General features: G+C 70.3%; 17 protein-coding genes. 11 read left to right on the forward strand and 6 right to left on the reverse strand.

Annotation, left to right across the window (positions count from 1 at the left end; all coding sequences use genetic code 11):
- Both AB0D34_RS13610 and AB0D34_RS13615 read right to left on the reverse strand, forming a co-directional pair.
- Nucleotides 1-128: S-adenosylmethionine synthetase N-terminal domain-containing protein (locus AB0D34_RS13610; RefSeq protein WP_362661628.1), on the reverse strand; the 128-nt coding region annotated here is incomplete at its 3' end.
- A 117-nt stretch (nucleotides 129-245) separates the two neighbouring features.
- Nucleotides 246-1,079: an AfsR/SARP family transcriptional regulator gene (locus tag AB0D34_RS13615; RefSeq protein ID WP_362661030.1), complete on the reverse strand. Its 834-nt coding sequence runs from the start codon at nucleotides 1,077-1,079 to the stop codon at nucleotides 246-248.
- A gap of 232 nt (nucleotides 1,080-1,311) precedes the next feature.
- Here AB0D34_RS13615 and AB0D34_RS13620 point away from each other — a divergent pair, with 232 nt between their 5' ends.
- From AB0D34_RS13620 to AB0D34_RS13640, 5 genes are all read left to right on the forward strand, one after another.
- The gene (locus AB0D34_RS13620) at nucleotides 1,312-1,488 is read left to right on the forward strand and encodes a hypothetical protein (RefSeq protein ID WP_362661032.1); all 177 of its coding nucleotides are present in this window, start codon (nucleotides 1,312-1,314) and stop codon (nucleotides 1,486-1,488) included.
- The gene (locus AB0D34_RS13625; protein WP_362661034.1) at nucleotides 1,485-3,764 is read left to right on the forward strand and encodes a TOMM precursor leader peptide-binding protein; all 2,280 of its coding nucleotides are present in this window, start codon (nucleotides 1,485-1,487) and stop codon (nucleotides 3,762-3,764) included. Before AB0D34_RS13620 ends, AB0D34_RS13625 begins: the two co-directional genes overlap by 4 nt.
- A gap of 28 nt (nucleotides 3,765-3,792) precedes the next feature.
- The gene (locus AB0D34_RS13630) at nucleotides 3,793-4,431 is read left to right on the forward strand and encodes a hypothetical protein (protein ID WP_362661036.1); all 639 of its coding nucleotides are present in this window, start codon (nucleotides 3,793-3,795) and stop codon (nucleotides 4,429-4,431) included.
- A 372-nt stretch (nucleotides 4,432-4,803) separates the two neighbouring features.
- Nucleotides 4,804-5,928, forward strand: a complete 1,125-nt coding sequence (locus tag AB0D34_RS13635; RefSeq protein WP_362661038.1) for a histidine kinase — start codon at nucleotides 4,804-4,806, stop codon at nucleotides 5,926-5,928.
- An 86-nt stretch (nucleotides 5,929-6,014) separates the two neighbouring features.
- On the forward strand, nucleotides 6,015-6,626 hold the full coding sequence (locus AB0D34_RS13640; RefSeq protein WP_362661040.1) for a response regulator transcription factor: 612 nt from the start codon (nucleotides 6,015-6,017) through the stop codon (nucleotides 6,624-6,626).
- A gap of 14 nt (nucleotides 6,627-6,640) precedes the next feature.
- Here AB0D34_RS13640 and AB0D34_RS13645 read toward each other — a convergent pair whose 3' ends face one another.
- The 3 genes from AB0D34_RS13645 to rfbC form a co-directional block, all read right to left on the reverse strand.
- A complete protein-coding gene (locus AB0D34_RS13645; RefSeq protein ID WP_362661042.1) occupies nucleotides 6,641-6,934 on the reverse strand; it encodes a DUF6059 family protein in 294 nt (97 codons plus the stop codon).
- Between the two features lie 96 nt (nucleotides 6,935-7,030).
- Nucleotides 7,031-7,927: a LuxR C-terminal-related transcriptional regulator gene (locus AB0D34_RS13650; protein ID WP_362661044.1), complete on the reverse strand. Its 897-nt coding sequence runs from the start codon at nucleotides 7,925-7,927 to the stop codon at nucleotides 7,031-7,033.
- Nucleotides 7,928-8,133: 206 nt separating this feature from the next.
- Nucleotides 8,134-8,757 carry a dTDP-4-dehydrorhamnose 3,5-epimerase gene (rfbC, locus tag AB0D34_RS13655; protein WP_362661046.1) on the reverse strand — a complete coding sequence of 208 codons (624 nt, stop codon included), beginning with the start codon at nucleotides 8,755-8,757 and terminating at the stop codon, nucleotides 8,134-8,136.
- Between the two features lie 172 nt (nucleotides 8,758-8,929).
- On the opposite strand from rfbC, the gene AB0D34_RS13660 reads away from it, so the two are divergent.
- On the forward strand, nucleotides 8,930-9,727 hold the full coding sequence (locus tag AB0D34_RS13660; protein WP_362661047.1) for a TylF/MycF family methyltransferase: 798 nt from the start codon (nucleotides 8,930-8,932) through the stop codon (nucleotides 9,725-9,727).
- 29 nt (nucleotides 9,728-9,756) lie between these two features.
- Nucleotides 9,757-10,524, forward strand: a complete 768-nt coding sequence (locus tag AB0D34_RS13665) for an AfsR/SARP family transcriptional regulator (RefSeq protein ID WP_362661049.1) — start codon at nucleotides 9,757-9,759, stop codon at nucleotides 10,522-10,524.
- A gap of 24 nt (nucleotides 10,525-10,548) precedes the next feature.
- Here the strand turns inward: AB0D34_RS13665 and AB0D34_RS13670 are convergent, their stop codons facing one another.
- The gene (locus tag AB0D34_RS13670) at nucleotides 10,549-11,652 is read right to left on the reverse strand and encodes an alkene reductase (RefSeq protein ID WP_362661051.1); all 1,104 of its coding nucleotides are present in this window, start codon (nucleotides 11,650-11,652) and stop codon (nucleotides 10,549-10,551) included.
- Between the two features lie 164 nt (nucleotides 11,653-11,816).
- Here AB0D34_RS13670 and AB0D34_RS13675 point away from each other — a divergent pair, with 164 nt between their 5' ends.
- The 4 genes from AB0D34_RS13675 (at nucleotide 11,817) to AB0D34_RS13690 (ending at nucleotide 16,232) form a co-directional block, all read left to right on the forward strand.
- Nucleotides 11,817-12,878: a glucose-1-phosphate thymidylyltransferase gene (locus AB0D34_RS13675; RefSeq protein ID WP_362661053.1), complete on the forward strand. Its 1,062-nt coding sequence runs from the start codon at nucleotides 11,817-11,819 to the stop codon at nucleotides 12,876-12,878.
- Complete coding sequence (gene rfbB, locus AB0D34_RS13680; protein ID WP_362661055.1) at nucleotides 12,875-13,861, forward strand: dTDP-glucose 4,6-dehydratase; 987 nt, start codon at nucleotides 12,875-12,877, stop codon at nucleotides 13,859-13,861. Before AB0D34_RS13675 ends, rfbB begins: the two co-directional genes overlap by 4 nt.
- A gap of 160 nt (nucleotides 13,862-14,021) precedes the next feature.
- Complete coding sequence (locus tag AB0D34_RS13685) at nucleotides 14,022-15,248, forward strand: class I SAM-dependent methyltransferase (protein ID WP_362661056.1); 1,227 nt, start codon at nucleotides 14,022-14,024, stop codon at nucleotides 15,246-15,248.
- Nucleotides 15,249-15,305: 57 nt separating this feature from the next.
- Nucleotides 15,306-16,232 carry an LLM class flavin-dependent oxidoreductase gene (locus AB0D34_RS13690; protein ID WP_362661058.1) on the forward strand — a complete coding sequence of 309 codons (927 nt, stop codon included), beginning with the start codon at nucleotides 15,306-15,308 and terminating at the stop codon, nucleotides 16,230-16,232.
- The last annotated feature ends 31 nt before the right edge of the window (nucleotides 16,233-16,263 follow it).

Raw genomic sequence — 16,263 nt, forward strand, 5'->3', positions numbered from 1 at the left:
TCGACGGCGACCCGGGAGGTCGGGTCCTCCTTGAGGAGCGCATCGAGGATGGTGTCACTGATCTGGTCAGCGATCTTGTCGGGGTGGCCCTCGGTCACGGACTCCGAGGTGAAGTAGCGGCTGGCCATGGGCGACCCTTCCGGGAGGAGGCGGCACTCGGGAACAGAGCAGATCGTCCGCACTGTGTGCCCACGCGGTCGTGGCACGCTCGTGTCCGCCTCGCGCTCACGCCCGCCACCTCCCGTTCAGCGGGCGGCGATCGGCTTGCCGCGCCGCACCGCCGTGGACGGTAGCCCGTCGACGGCACCCGTGCACTGCTCCGGGCCATCGCCGGAAAGGATCGCCTGATGCAGCCGGCGCAGCCGGGAGGAGGGTTCCAGTCCCAGTTCCTCCACCATGATGTCCCGCAGGTGCCGGTACGCCTCCAGCGCGCGCCAGCGATGCCCGGTGCGGTGCAGTGCGGTGAGGAAGTGCGCCCACAGGTTCTCGTTGAGCGGGTAGGCCGCGGTCAGGACCGTCAGCTCGCCGAGCAGGTCGCCGTGCCTGCCCCGCGCCAGGTCGGTCTCGATCCGGGCATCGAGGAGGGAGAGCCGCATCTCGTTGAGTCTGACCACCTCGCGGCGCAGGACCGGCCCGGCGCGCACGTCGCTGAGCGGCACGCCGCGCCACATCCCGAGGGCAGTGGCCAGGGCCCGGGAGGCGGTTTCGGAGTCGCCCTGTTCAGCGGCGGCGCGGCCCGCTCCCGCGAGCCGCTCGAAGTTGTGCACGTCCACCTGGTCCAAGGGCACGTCCAGTGAGTACCCGCCGTGACGGGTGACCAGCACGTTCTTGGCTGCGCCCGGTTCACCGAGGGCGGCGTCCAAGCCCTTGCGGATCTGCAGCACGTACGTCTGTACCGTGGTCGCGGCACTCGGCGGTGGCTCGTCGTTCCAGAGTTCTGTCATCAGGGTGGAGACGGTCACCATGCGGCCCGCTCCGAAGGCCAGCAGGGCGAGGATCTGACGTGGCTTGGCCGCCGTGGGCACGAAGGTGTGTCCGTTGGTCTGGGCTTGCAGAGGTCCGAGCAGTCCGATGTCCATCCGCGGGAACTTCCTCTCCGTTCGGCCGAGGCCGTGCAACAGCCCGCATTCCCAGGAGGCTTGCACCAGGCCGTCGCCGCGCACAGTGGACTTCTCATGACGCCACCCGTGAAAAGCGCATGGTGTCCGGGTGAACGATGCACTGTCGTGTCCCCGCCACTCGGTAGGACAATCAGTCGCGGCACATCCCCCTCGCGGTCTTCGAGCTCTCTGCCCCCCTTCCGGAGGAATCGTGGACGTCCTGTACCCCGTATGCCCCCTGTTCGCCGACGACCGGTCCGGCACCGACGACGCGGACGCCCCAGCCGGTGCCGAGGAGTTGTCCGTCATGAGCCTGCAGCGGCCGTCCGCCGAGACGACCGCCCTGTTCACGATCTGTCTCAGTGACGCCTACCCGGACGCGGTGTGAGCGCTGGGGAACCGGTCGTCACCGAACCCCTCGTCGGCTTCAAACACCACCTGCGGGTCGACACGCTGCCGGGCCAGGCCGTGTTCCTGACGTCCACACGTGATGTGCTCGCGGTCCGCGGCGGCGGGGCCGAGACGCTGGCCCCGCTGCTGGACGGCACCCGGACTGTCACGGACATCGTCCTGGCGGCCCGGCCCACGCTCGACGCGGCGCGCGCCCGGCGCGGACTGGCGCAGCTTGATCGGGCAGGGCTCCTCAGCGCAGCCCTGCCCGGCGCCCCGCGGCCGAGCCCGGCGGAGCGGGCCTACTGGGATCTCGCGGAGGTTCCCGGCACCGCCGCGGAGGGCTCGCCGGCGGTGGCGGTGACGGTGTGCGGCAGCGCGGATCCCGAGGACATCCGGCTGCGCTGCCGTGCGGCCGGCCTCAGGGTTGCCGACCCGGACTCGGAGGCTGCCCTCGGGTTGGTCTTCTGCGACGACTACCTGGACCCGCGGCTGACGGAGATCCAGGCCCGGGAGCGCTCGGCCGGCCGACCCTGGCTGCTGGCCGGCGTCAGCGGCCCGGACCTGTGGATCGGACCCTTCTTCGGCGTCGACGACGGTCCCTGCCACTCCTGCCTGGCCCACCGGTACCAGGGCCACCGGCGCGGTGAGCTTCCGCTGCGTGATGCGCTGGGGCTCGTCGGTCCCGTCCCGGTACCGCGCGCCTCCCTGCCGGCGAGCCGGGAGACGGGAATCCAGCTCGCTCTTCTCGAAGCACACAAGTGGCTGGCGGGACACCGCGGGCCGGGGCAGCGGGCCGTGTACGTCCTGGACACGCTCACCCTCCGAGCCCAGCACCACCCGGTCCGGCGGCGGCCCCAGTGTCCTGACTGCGGGGACCCCGGCCGGATCGCCGCGGCGAACCGGAGTCCGGTGCGGGTCGAGTCACGGCCGAAGGTCGTCACGGCGGGCACCGGGCACCGGTCGGCCACCGCGGAACAGATGCTGGCGGCCTACGCCGATCTCGTCGGCCCGGTCACCGGAATCGTCGCCGAACTGCGGCGCGACACCCGGGCACCGGAGTTTCTGCACTGCTATCTCGCCGGGCAGAACCTGGCCCTGCCCAACGTCGGTCTGGGCGCTCTCACCGCGAACCTGCGTACGCTCAGTGGCGGCAAGGGCAGCACCGACGCCCAAGCGAGAATGAGCGCGCTTGGCGAGGCCGTGGAACGCCACTGCGGCACCCGGCAGGGCGACGAGGCGGTCGTTCTCGACAGTTTCGCAGGCCTGGGTGAACAGGCGATCCATCCGAACGACTGCCAGCTCTTCGCGTCCCGGCAGTTCCGCGACCGCGCCCCCTGGAACGCGCGGCACTCGCACTTCCACCATGTGCCTGCGCCCTTCGACGAGAAGGCCGAGACGGCCTGGACTCCGGTGTGGTCCCTGGTCGACCGCCGTCACCGACTGCTGCCGACCTCGCTGCTCTACTACTCCGACGGCACCGGGCAGGGTGGTGCCGACGGCCTCCGGGCCGACTCCAACGGCTGCGCCGCGGGCAGTTCCCTGGAGGACGCTCTGCTGCAGGGCTTTCTCGAACTGGTGGAACGCGATGCCGTCGCCGTGTGGTGGTACAACCGGCTCCGCCGGTCCGCCGTCGACCTGGATGCCTTCGACGACCCGTGGATCGCCCGGATGCGCACCGGGCTCGCGGCCATGCGACGGGAGGTGTGGGCCCTCGACCTGACGTCAGACCTCGGTGTTCCGTGTGTGGCCGCCCTGTCCCGGCGTACCGACAGCGCCTGTGAGGACATCGTGTTCGGTTTCGGAGCGCACTTCGACCCACGGGTGGCTCTGGGCAGGGCGCTCTGCGAGATGGGGCAGCTGCTCCCCGCGGTCCTCGGAGCCCGGCCGGACGGGACGGGGTACGCGGTGGACGATCCGGCCGCCGTGGCCTGGTGGTCCCGCGCGACCACGGCGAACCAGCCCTATCTCCGTCCGGACCCCGGACAGACGCCGCGGTCCCCGTCCGACTTCCGGCACGTCCTGCGGCACGACCTGGCGCACGACGCCGACGCCGCCGTAGCTCTGATGAGCTCAACAGGCCACGATCTACTGGTTCTCGACCAGACCCGACCGGACGTCGGTCTCCCGGTGGTCCGGGTGCTGGCTCCGGGGCTGCGCCACTTCTGGGCCCGCTTCGCGCCCGGCCGGCTCTTCGACGTGCCGGTCCGGCTGGGCATCCAGGACCGTCCGACCGCCTACGAGGACCTCAACCCGATCCCTGTGTTCGTCTGACCACCCCGCCGGTCCCTTCGTCTCCTGAATGGCAACCGTGAACCTGAGCCTCGGCCCTTCCCGCGACTGGCTCGAACTGTGGTCCCTGAGTGAAGACGTCTCCTTCACGGCGCCGCCCTCGGGACAGCCGGTCGAACTGCGCAGCACCGAAGTCGCCCTGCGGCTGACGGATCCGACCGGTTCCATCGGAATGGCCCTGTACCGGCTGTGCCTGGGGCCGATCCGGCTGGAGAACGTGCTGGCGGGCCTCACCTGTGCCCAACGCCAGGAGATCCAGCGGTTGTTCCGCACGGTCGAAGGGCTGCTCGTCCGTTCGCTGGCCACGCCGACGGGCCGTGCCCTGCTCTCCGTGGTTCCGCTGTCACCGCGTGCCCTGTTCCGGCCCCGGCTGCTGCCCGAGCAGGGGACCGTGGTGCTGGCCCGCTCCGTCGCGCTGCGCCGCCAGGGGGTCGCGCACGTCCTGCACTCTCCGCTGACCATGCACCAGGTGGTCCTGCACCTGCCCGACGCGCTGCGGATCGTCGAGTCGCTCCGGATGCCGGCACAGGTAGCGGACATCACGGGCGCTGACGAAGCGCCTCCGTCCACGGCGGCGGTCCTGGCTTTTCTCGCCGCCAGCGGCATGATCGCCACCGGCGAACCGTCCGTGCGGGGCCGGGACGGATAGCGACGGACCTGGTCCTTTCACGAACCGTTCGTCGGCCCTCCATAAACGGAAAGTTCCCTCCGCCGCGGGAGAATTCTCACCGCTTGGACGGGATCAACCAAATTCTTACCTCAACCGGCCCCCGCGTCCGCGATCCATGTGCCGTGGCGGTACAACACCCCGTGCAGCAAGGGCTGTTGTACCGCCGCCGGAACAACTGATTGCAGCCACAACGATGGTGGTACTTTGTAACGGGACGGGGGAGGGAGAGCGGACGTGTCGCATCACCCAGCGGAAATGCGGCTTTCTGGGTCTGTCGGCAGCGGAATTCCATCTTTCTCAAGCCATCATGACATTCCGGCTCCCAGGCTGGCTCGCAGCATTCTGCTCGTCGTGCTGGCCTGTTTCTCCGCCGTGATCTTTCTCGATGTGCTCAGTGAGCGCCCCTCGCCCCACGCGGTGCCCTGGTGCGCGGCCGCCCTGGCGGCGGCGGTCACGCTGCAGATCCAGCACTCCTCGCCCTCGGCGACACACTGGCCCCCGGCCCGCCGCGCGGCTTCGCTCGTCCTGCAGGCGCTCGTCACCTATCTCCCGCTGTTGGTCGTCAAGCAGGAATGGGGCGGCATGGCGGGATTCCTGGCCGGCTCCGTCCTGCTGCTGGTCCCGGGTGTCCTGTCGTGGGTCCTGTTCGCCACCGTCGTCGTCAGCATCGTGGTACCGGGCCTCGCACTCGGGTCCGATGTGCTCGACATCGTGTACCTGAGCACCTCGACCGCGGTGATCGGCCTGATCGTCTACGGGCTCTCGCACCTCTCCAAGCTGGTGACCGAACTGATCACCGCACGAGAGGACTTGGCTCGGCTGGCCGTGGTGCGGGAGCGGTTACGCTTCGCCAGCGACATGCACGACCTCCTGGGCTTCAAGCTCTCCGCCATCACGCTCAAGGCCGAACTGGCCAACCGTCTCGTCGGCACGCGGCCCGACGAGGCCCATGCCGAGCTCACGGAGATCCTCGACATCTGCCGGCAGACACTCGCCGATGTCCGCGGCATGGCCCATGGCTACCGTCAACTGTCCCTCGCCACGGAGGCCCGGCAGGTGCAGACCGCGCTGGCCGCGGCGCAGATCCGCACCGAGATCGACTTCCAGCACGGCCCACTGTCCCCGGAGGCCGACACGGCCCTGGCGATCGTGGTGCGGGAAGCGGCCACCAACGTACTGCGGCACAGCAAGGCGACCCGGTGCCGGATCACCACGGCGGCAATCGGCTCCGTGACAGGCCACGTCCGGCTCTGCATCCGCAACAACGGAGCGACCACCCTCCTCCCGAGCCCGCACCCCGTCGGCGGCACCGGTCTGGCCAGCCTCACGGACCGGCTCTCCGCCCTGCACGGCACATTGACCACGCGCCTCACCGGAGACAACGAGTTCGAACTGGTGGTCGAAGTGCCGGCGCGTGCCGGCCAGTACACCGAGGGCTCGCGGGCCCCGGCCTCCCAGGACTCCACCGTTGCCTGAAGGACCGTCCCACCCGTGGCGGTCCACCCACAGCGTCCGTCCCGAACGCCTTCGTGTACGGAACCCTGTTGAGAGGGATCAGCTCCATGCAACTCCGTATTCTCCTGGCCGAGGACGTGCAGATGGTCCGCGGCGCCCTGATCGCCCTGATCGAACTGGAGCACGACATGACGGTCGTCGCGGACGTGTCGAGTGGTTCGGAGATCGTTCCGGTGGCCCTGCGGCACAAACCCGACGTGGCCGTCATCGACATCGATCTGCCGGACCTCGACGGACTCTCGGCCGCGGCCCACCTGCACGAACAACTGCCGTCCTGCCGCACCCTCATCCTGACCAGTCTGGACCGGCCCGGTACGTTACGGCGTGCCCTGGCCACCAACGTCGGCGGCTACCTGCTCAAGGACGCGCCACCGGCCGAACTCGCCTCCGCCATCAGACGCGTGGCGGCGGGCCAGCGGGTCATCGACTCCGAACTCGCGCTCGCCGCCTGGCACGCATACGACACGCCTCTCACACCGCGGGAGCTGGAGGTGCTGCGACACGCGGCGTCGGGCGCGGCCCCGACCGAGATCGCCGCCGCGCTGAACCTGTCGACCGGCACCGTGCGCAACTACCTGACGGCCATAGTGGTGAAGCTGGGTGCCCGCAATCGCGTGGACGCGATACTGCGCGCCACGGAGGCCGGCTGGATCCCTTGACCCGTCGCCGCACGCTAGGTCCCACCCCGCCCCCGGTCCTCCGGCGCCCGCCGACCGCGCCGGCTCCGGTCGGGACGCAACTGCCGGGCGAGTTCCCGCTCCAGACGGCTGAGCGGGATGTCCGAGCGCACCCGTTCGGGATGGTACGGGTACGGCGTCCCGTCCGCTTCCGGGACATGGCCACGGGCACAGCCCAGCACGCGGATGTCAAGCGGGCCCAACAGCACTCCGAGAGCGGCCATCCCCCGGCCGACGGGCGAGTTCAGAAACCGCCACAGCCGGTCGTGCCAGAGTTCATCGCGCGCCACGACGTCACCTCCATGCCGATCCACGTCTTCTCGTGGTCCGGCCGGCAGGATCCGCCGCACGGCTGGAGCAGGCCTGGAGGGGCGCTCGCGGACCGGCTAGCCGTAGCCGGCCGCCACCAGCACGGCGACCTGGACTCGAGTGGCGCAGTTCGACTTGGCCAGGATGTGCTGGACATGGGTGTCGACAGTGCGCTCCCCGATGTTCATGCGCTCGGCGATCTGCCGGTTGGTCATGCCCGAGGCGACCAGCCATGCCACCTCTCGTTCGCGCCGGGTCAGGGCCTGCAGGCTCGCCGCCGGCCGGTCCGGCTCCCGCTCGTGCCGTCCGGCGGGCGGAAGGGACCCGGTCGGCCACGACCCCGGCAGATGTCCGCCGCCGGCTCGGGCCCGGCCGACCGCGGCGGTGGTCCGGCCGGTATCGAGGGCGGACAGCATCCACAGGGCGATGAGCGTGCCGCCCCTCTCGCCCGAGACCCGGAAGGCGTCCACGGCGGCCAGCAGGTGCTGACGGGAGTCGGACCCCCTGACCTCGGACGCCACCACCGCGAGAGCCAGGCGGACATGACCGCAGGCCCTGACGTCCCCGCAGCTGCGGAAGAGGCTCTCGGCGGCGGCCAGCTGCGCGGTGGCCGCCCCGCACTCCCCTGCCGTCCGGTGCAGGGTGCCCAGGGCGTAGCAGGCGTAGCCCTCCTCCCAGCGAGCGGCCTGCTCGCGCGCCGTGGACAGCGCCCCCGCGAGTTCAGCCGAGGCACCGAGGCCGTCGCCCAGATGGAGCCGGGACAGGCCCGCGTTGACCTGTGCGCGCAGCCCCGCCGGGATGTCACCGGCGGCCGTACGTCGGCGGGCGGCCCGCTCGGACTGCCGTAGCATCTCCCCGAGTTGATCGCGGAACGCCGTATGCACCCGCTCGGTTCCGGGAGCGTCCCACAGGTGCCAGAACTCGAACTGCTCACCGGTCGGGCGCAGACCGGTCGGGCGGTAGACGGATGCCACCTGAACATGGACGCCGCTTCGCATGAACTCCCCCGGATTATGCGATGACCGGGGCGATACGGACCCGTCCTCCGTCCGCCTCCACGCCGATCCTGACACGCCTCGTACCACCCGACCACCGGCCCGCCGCCCGCTCGACCGCCGCTCAAGCGCCATTCGAGAAGGACTGGAGCGGGATTCGACCCGGTCCGCCGCACCGCCGGATGTCAGGGGACGGCGGGATCCTCGGTCCGCTGGACGCCACGGAGGTGGTCGGCGTACGCCCGGCAGTCCGCGTAGGACGGCAGCAGACCGAGCCGGTGCGCCTCGGCCAGTGACGGCGCAGCGGCGTCCTTCTCGGACAGCAGGGGAGTCACGTCGTCGGGCCAGTCGATGCCGATGTCGGGGTCGAGCGGATGAATGCCGTGTTCCCGCTCGGGGGTGTAGGGCGTCGAGCACAGGTAGACGGCTGTGGCCTGTTCGGTCAGCGCCATGAGCGCGTGGCCCAGCCCCTCCGCCAGGTACACGGCCTGACGGTCGCGGTCGTCCAGGCGCACCGCCACCCATCGCGCGTACGTCGGCGAGCCGACCCGGACGTCCACGATCACGTCGAGAAGCGCCCCGCTCACACACGTGAGGTACTTCGCCTGTCCCGGAGGCACGTCCGCATAGTGGATCCCGCGCACGCCGCCGCGGCGCGTCACCGGGCAATTGGCCTGGGCCACCGGGAGGGGGTGCCCCACGTCCCGCGCGAACTCGCGGCCGCTGAACCACTCCAGCACACTGCCGCGTACGTCATGATGAATGCGCGGCGTGTACAGCCACGCGCCTTCTATCTCCAACTCCCGCACGGGAAGCACCTCCGTCCCACGGCACCCGGCGCGTCCGGGTCCCTCTGTCGGCCGGGCAGCATCCCAACCTCCCCTCGACACCGTCTCGACCGGCGCCTGAGTGCTCTTGTAGGCCAGTGCGAGCGGACTTTCCTAGCGTTTCCGAATTCACATCGGCAACGGGAGGATCTCCATGAGCACCGAGGCGGCTGTGCGGACGTTGTACCTGGACCTGATGAAGAAGGCCCTGTCGGGTGTCCTTTACAACGACCCGCCGAACGAGGCCACCCCGACCCTGCCCGGCGAGTCCGCCCCGCCCCGCGGAGTCTTCGTGGCCGAGCGACGGGAGAGCGGCGAGGACTGGCCGGTCAACGCCCACACCATGATCGGAGGCAAGCGCCTGGACAACCTCCAGGCGTGCGCGGAGCGGGTACTGGCCGACGGAGTTCCCGGCGACTTCGCCGAGACGGGTGTCTGGCGCGGCGGGGCGTGCATCCTGCTGCGCGCCGTTCTCAAGGCGTACGGCGTCACGGACCGTCTCGTGTGGGCGGCCGACTCCTTCGAGGGCATGCCCGTCGCCGACGAGAACAGCGGCGGCCGGGACTTCCAGATGCAGTTGCACAAATACAACGAGGTGCTGGGTGTCTCGCTGAAGGAGGTGCGGGAGAACTTCCGCGGCTACGGCCTGCTGGACGACCAAGTCCGGTTCCTGCCCGGCTGGTTCAAGGACACCCTGCCCACGGCGCCGATCGAGCGGTTGGCGGTGCTGCGGCTGGACGGGGACCTGTACGACTCCACCATGGACGCCCTGACCCACCTGTACCCGAAGCTGTCCCCCGGCGGCTTCGTCATCGTCGACGACTTCGGGCTGCCCACCTGTGCCTCCGCGGTGCACGACTACCGCGCGGCCCACGGCATCACGGACGAGATCGAGCGGGTCGACAGGTTCGGCGCGTACTGGCGGCGGTCGGCCCGGCCCGCCGGCGCCTGAGACCCGCTCTCCGAAAGGGGCGTCGCACCATGACGCAGTACCGAGTGCTCGGCCCGTTCTCCGTCACCGTCGACGACGAACCCCGCACCCCCCGCGCGGCCAAGGTCCGCCAGGTGCTGGCCCTGTTGCTGCTGTGCTCCGACCGGGTCGTCAGACGCGACTCGATCATCGAGGAACTGTGGGGGGATGTCCCCCCGCCCAGCGCGGTCACGACGACGCAGACGTACATCTACCAGATCCGCCGCCTGCTGCGCCCCTCCGGCAGCACGGCGCACGACGACCGGGCCGTGCGGACCGTGCCCCCGGGGTACGGGCTGTCGGTCGATCCGGGCCAGCTCGACTCCACGGAGTTCGAGCGGTGCGTGGACCGCGGACGTGCGCTGCTGGACGGCGGCCGGGCCGAGGAGGCCGCCTGCCTGCTGGCCCGCGCCAGATCGATGTGGACGGGCCCCGTGCTGGCCGATGTCTGCCAAGGGCCCGTGCTGCGCCGTTACGCCGCCCGGCTGGAAGAGAAGCACAACCTGGCACGGGAGTTGAGCCTGGCGGCGGACATGCGTCTGGGCCGCCACCGGGAGCTGGTGGCGGAGCTGAAATCGCTGATCATGGCGAACCCCTATCACGAGTGGCTGCATGCCCAGCTCATGATCGCCCTGCAACGGTCGGGCCGGCGTGCCGAGGCGCTGGAGGCCTTCCGGCACGCACGGCGCCTGCTCAGCGACCAGCTCGGCATCGAGCCGTCGGAAGACCTCCAGCAGATCCATCAGGACATCCTCAAGGAGGACAGCTTCACCCTGTGACCCGCGCACGGAGCCTGCGCGGCGCTACGTCGGCTGTCCCCGGTGGGCGGGGTAGTCGACGTAGCCGTGCGCGTCGCCGCCGTAGAACGTGGTGGGGTCGGGTTCGGTCAGCGGGAGGCCGTCGCGCACCCGCCGAGGCAGGTCGGGGTTGGAGATGAACAGCCTGCCGAAGGAGATCAGGTCGCCGGCGTCCTGCCGCAGGACGACACGCGCCTCCTCCGAGGACGCCGGCGTCCGGCGGTCCGCGGCATGCGGGTTGAGGATGAACGTGGTGGGCCAGCGGTCGCGCAGCCGCCGGGTGCCGGTCCGGTCGAGGGTCTCGTACACGTGCAGGTAGCCGATGCCCACCGCGGCCACGGCGTCGACGAGGGCCGGGTACAGCTCCTCGGCGTCGGGCTCGGCGATGTCGTTGAACGTGTTGTGCGGTGAGACCCGCAGCCCGACACGGTCGGCGCCGACGGCCTCGGCCACCGCCTCGGTCACCTCGGCGACGAAGCGGATCCGGCCCGCGATGGAACCGCCGTGGGCGTCGGTGCGCGCATTGGCACTGGGGGCCAGGAACTGATGCAGCAACATGCCGCTGCCGCCGTGCAGTTCCACCCCGTCGAACCCGGCGGTCATCGCGTTGCGGGCCGCGTCGGCGAAGTCCCGTACGGTCTGGGCCAGATCCGCGCTCGTCATCGCGCGGGGCGTGACGAACTCCCGAGGCCCCTCGTACGTTTTGGCCGCGCCGGTGGGCCGTATCGCCGACGGCGCCAGCGGGATGCCGTCGGCGCCCGAGCCCGGCCGGCCCCGCAGCAGGGCGGGATGGCTGATCCGGCCCGCGTGCATGAGCTGGGCGTAGATCCGGCCGCCCGCCGTGTGCACCTCGTCGGTGACGTGGCGCCACCCGGCGATCTGCTCCCGGGTGTGCAGTCCGGGAGTGGCGAAGAAACCCTGCCCGGCAGCGCTCGGTTGGATGCCCTCGCTGATGATGAGCCCGGCCGAGGCCCGCTGCGCGTAGTAGGTCGCCGTCAAAGGAGACGGCACGCCCTGGCGATCGGCCCTGTTGCGGGTCAGCGGGGCCATCACGATGCGGTTCGGCAGGGTGAGCGCACCGAGTTTCACTTCGTCGAACAGATCTGCCATGCCTGACTCCTGGTTGTCGTCGGTGGCGGGCCAACGTCCCCGTCCTGCCTCGCGTCGCGGTCCAGGGCCGACCGAGCGACGGTTCTCGAGGGATTCACGACCGACGGCCCGCATCCTCTGCGCGTCCACGCCGTGGGTCCCAGCAGTGCAGTGAGGAGAAACGCATGAAGGCCCTGATCCTGTCGGGCGGTTCGGGCACCCGCCTGCGGCCGTTCAGCCACTCCATGCCCAAACAGCTCATGCCCATCGCCAACCGTCCGGTCCTCGAACACGTCCTGGCTCGCGTGGCCGAGCTGGGGGTGACGGAGATCGGCATCGTGGTCGGCCGGCGAGGCCGGGAGATCGCGGACGCGCTGGGCGGTGCCCAACGGTCCGGGGCGCGGATCACCTACATCCCCCAGGAGCAGCCGCTCGGTCTGGCCCACTGTGTGTCCCTCGCGCGGGACTTCCTGGGGGACGACGACTTCGTCATGTTCCTCGGCGACAACATCCTGAGCCAGGGGGTGGCCGAGATCGCCGAGGAGTTCCGCCTGCGCCGGCCGGCCTGCCAGCTCGTTCTGCGCAAGGTCGACGATCCGCGGCAGTTCGGCGTCGCCGAGACCGACCCGGGCGGCACCGTGACCCGCCTGGAGGAGAAACCCGTGTCACCCCGCTCCGACCTCGCGGTGGTCGGTGTGTACTTCTTCACCGCCGCCGTCCACGAAGCGGTGGCCGCCATCAGGCCCAGCGGGCGCGGGGAGCTGGAGATCACCCATGCGATCCAGTGGCTGATCGAGCACGGACATCTCGTGCGTGCCACCGAGTACTCGGGGCGCTGGAGCGACACCGGACGTCTGGAGGACGTGCTGGAGTGCAACCGGGACATGCTCGACGAACTCACTCGCGAGATCACCGGTGAGGTCGACGAGGACAGCCGGTTGCTGGGCCAGGTGGTGGTGGAGGCCGGTGCCCGCGTGTGCCGGTCGTACATCATGGGCCCCGCGATCATCGGAGCACGCAGCACGGTCTGCGACAGCCGGATCGGGCCGCACACGTCCATCGGCCGGGGCTGTGTCATCCAGGACGCCGGGCTCGGTTACTCGATCGCCCTGGACGGCGCCCGGGTCACGGGGGTGAGCGGGGTGCACGCCTCGGTCATCGGCAGGGGCGCCACCGTCAGCTGTGCGTCAGGCTCCCAGCAGCGGCTGATCGTGGGCGACCACTCCACCGTGGTGGTGGCGGCATGAAGGTGCTCGTGACCGGCGGCGCCGGTTTCATCGGCTCGCACTACGTCCGGACCATGCTGGCCGGCGGCTATCGCGGATACGAGTCGGCGCGGGTCACGGTGGTGGACGCGCTCACCTACGCGGGCGACCGTGCCAACCTGCCCGTCGCGCATCCCAGGCTGCGGTTCGTCGAGGGCGATGTGTGCGATCTGCCGCTGCTGCGCTCCTTGTTGCCCGGGTACGACGCGGTCGTGCACTTCGCGGCGGAGACGCACGTGGACCGGTCCCTGGGAGACGCCGCCGCGGCCTTCTTCCGCAGCAACGTCCTGGGCACCCAGACCGTGCTGGAGGCGGCGCTGGCCTGCGAGGTGGGGCGCGTGGTGCATGTCTCCACCGACGAGGTGTACGGCTCCATCGCGCAGGGCTCCTGGACGGAGGACCGGCCGCTGGAGCCCAACTCGCCGTACGCGGCGTCCAAGGCGGGGTCCGACCTGGCGGCCCGCTCCTACTGGCGCACGCACGGACTCGACGTGCGGGTGACCCGCTGCTCCAACAACTACGGCCCGTACCAGGACGTGGAGAAGCTGGTGCCGCTGTTCACCACCCGGCTGCTCGCGGGCCTGCCCGTGCCGTTGTACGGCGACGGCTCCAACGAACGGGAGTGGCTGCACGTCGACGACCACTGCCGGGCGATCCAGCTGGTCCTGGAAGGCGGGCGGGCCGGCGAGATCTACAACATCGGCAGCGGAAACGCCCGCACCAATCTGGAGCTGGCCGAGCAGCTCGCCCGGCTGTGCGGCGCGGACGCGTCGCTGATCCGGCGGGTGACAGACCGCAAGGGGCACGACCAGCGGTACGCACTGGACGACGCCAAGATCCGGCGGGACCTCGGCTACGCCCCGGCTGTGGCCTTCGACCGCGGCCTGGCGGACACCGTCGCCTGGTACCGGCGGCACACCGAGCGGTGGCCGCATCCCGTGCCGGCCCGGGCCGCGCTCGGCTGAGCCCGCCCAGCACGACTCAAGCGTCATTCGAGGTGAGGCTGCCAGTCTGTCTCAGGAGACCGGCCGACCGGTCCCCGTGCCCGCAGGGTGCGCGGCACCCCTCATCCACAGCACGTCACATCCGTTCTCACCCGGCAGGGGAAGCGAGGGATTCACGGTGGTGGACATCACGCCATGGGGCACGGTGGACCAGCTGGTCGTGGCGGCCGGCGGCCGGTACGACCAGCTGCAACAGACGATCGTGGAGGCAGGGCCGGACCGGGTCGCGGACCTGCTGGCCGACGAGATACGCATCCGGGCCTCGGCGCCCGACGACGTCAGCGACGTGGCTCTCAACCTGACGATGGAGTTCCGCGGCGAGCTCTTCCGTCATCTGGTCTCCTTCAAGGAGGGCCGGATGTCCCTGGAGCCGGGCGGCTCCGACGCCGTTCTGGCCGACGTCCGCTACGAACTGACCGACCTGGTCCGCCTGTTGTACCCGACACGGGAAGGCGTGCGGTCGGACAGCCGCGACGTGCATGTGGTCACCTGGCCGTGGACCGGTCAGGACAACGAGTTCAGTCCGTTGTGGCCGGACAAGGTCATCCAGCGCGCCGCGCTCTCCCAGGAGCAGCGGGCGGCACTGGGCATGGCGCGGATGACCATCCTGTTCCGGGCCGTGCAGGCGGTGATCTCGGCGGCTTCCAACCCGCCGGTGAGCCTCGACGAACTGGCGGCACGCTACGGGTCGGACAAGTGGGGCGCGCTGCACTTCTACACGCCTCACTACGAGCACCACTTCGGTCCGCTGCGCCACGACCCGGTGCGCATCCTGGAGATCGGCATCGGCGGCTACGACTCGGAGTCGCTGGGCGGTGAATCGCTGTACATGTGGCAGCGGTTCTTCCCGCGCGGCCTGGTCCACGGGCTGGACATCTTCGCCAAGCCCGGGGTCACCGGCCCCCGCATCCGGACCGTGCGCGGCGACCAGAACGACCCGGCGTTCCTGCGTGAACTCGGGGAGACGGCCGGCCCGTTCGACATCGTCGTCGACGACGGCAGTCATGTGAACGAGCATGTGCGGACCAGCTACGAGACCCTGTTCCCCTATGTGCGGCCCGGCGGCTTCTACGTCATCGAGGATCTGCACACCGCGTACTGGCCCGAGTTCGGCGGTGAACTGCCCCCGGGCTCCGCGGCGACCACGACCGGCATGCTCAAGGACCTCATCGACGACCTGCACCGCTGCGAACTCGCCCCGGACGACGAGCCCGCGGGGAACCATCCGTCGGACATCTCCATCTACCACAATCTCGCTGTCCTCAGAAAAGGTATCGCCCACGAGCGGGGCATTCCCGCTTGGGTCCAGCAGCGCGCGGACCAATGGATTCACCCTGGCCGGAAGTGATCGGCCCGGCCGCGGCAACCCCTCATCGCTTCCCTCACAGGAAAGACGCACGTTCACATGAGTGAGCCCAAACGAGTAACTTTCGGCCTCAAGACCACCCCCATGCACGTCGATTACGACGACATCCTCCGGGTGTGGCTGGAGGCCGACGGGATTCCCGAGATCGAACACGCCTGGCTGTGGGACCACATGCTGCCGCTGGCGGGTCCGAAGGACGGGAAGATCTACGAGGGCTGGACGCTCCTGGCCGCGCTCGCCGCCCAGACGCGCCGCCTTCGGCTGGGGCTTCTGGTCACCAGCAACCGCATCCGCCAGCCGGCCGTGCTGGGCAAGATCGCCACCACGGTCGACGTGGTGTCCCGGGGCCGTCTGGTCATGGGTATCGGCGTGGGCGGCACACACCAGCCCGCGGGGGCCGGCGGTATCGCCGGGGACAACCCCGCGGTCGCCGAGTACGAGGCATACGGTCTCACCCTGGTACCACCCGGCGAGGGCATCGCGCGCCTGGAAGAGACCGTCACCATACTGAAGCGCATGTGGACCGAGAAGGAGTTCGACTTCGAGGGCCGCTACTACACGCTCAAGGCCAACCGCAACGAGCCCAAGCCGGTCCAGCAGTCGGGGCCGCCCCTGCTCATCGGCGGCTGGGGCAACCGGACGCTGCGGCTGGTGGCCGAGCACGCCGACATCTGGAACATCCCCGGCCCGCCCCACAACCAGGTCGACTACATCGCCGAGCGCGCCCGGGTGCTGGACGAGCACTGTGCGGCCATCGGCCGGGATCCGTCCGAGATCAGCCGCTCGGTCCAGGTCGTGGTCTCCTACGACGACATCGCGGCGTCCCGCCGGACCGTTCTCGAACTCGTCCACGCCGGTCTCGACCACATCGTGCTGAGCCTGCCCCGCGGTTACCCGCAGGGGGTCGCGCAATGGCTGACGGACGAAATCATCAAGCCGGTGCGGGCAGAACTCGCCACGCAGTAGCACCGCTTCGCCAGGGCCCGGTCTGCTCAGG

Source organism: Streptomyces sp. NPDC048420 (genome assembly GCF_040651535.1).
Lineage (GTDB): Bacteria > Actinomycetota > Actinomycetes > Streptomycetales > Streptomycetaceae > Streptomyces.

Coding starts and splice junctions, on each gene's coding strand:
- AB0D34_RS13615 (WP_362661030.1), bottom strand. CDS start 1,079: ATGGACATCGGACTGCTCGGACCTCTGCAAGCCCAGACCAACGGACAC.
- AB0D34_RS13630 (WP_362661036.1), top strand. CDS start 3,793: ATGGCAACCGTGAACCTGAGCCTCGGCCCTTCCCGCGACTGGCTCGAA.
- AB0D34_RS13640 (WP_362661040.1), top strand. CDS start 6,015: ATGCAACTCCGTATTCTCCTGGCCGAGGACGTGCAGATGGTCCGCGGC.
- AB0D34_RS13660 (WP_362661047.1), top strand. CDS start 8,930: ATGAGCACCGAGGCGGCTGTGCGGACGTTGTACCTGGACCTGATGAAG.
- AB0D34_RS13665 (WP_362661049.1), top strand. CDS start 9,757: ATGACGCAGTACCGAGTGCTCGGCCCGTTCTCCGTCACCGTCGACGAC.
- AB0D34_RS13670 (WP_362661051.1), bottom strand. CDS start 11,652: ATGGCAGATCTGTTCGACGAAGTGAAACTCGGTGCGCTCACCCTGCCG.
- AB0D34_RS13675 (WP_362661053.1), top strand. CDS start 11,817: ATGAAGGCCCTGATCCTGTCGGGCGGTTCGGGCACCCGCCTGCGGCCG.
- rfbB (WP_362661055.1), top strand. CDS start 12,875: ATGAAGGTGCTCGTGACCGGCGGCGCCGGTTTCATCGGCTCGCACTAC.
- AB0D34_RS13690 (WP_362661058.1), top strand. CDS start 15,306: ATGAGTGAGCCCAAACGAGTAACTTTCGGCCTCAAGACCACCCCCATG.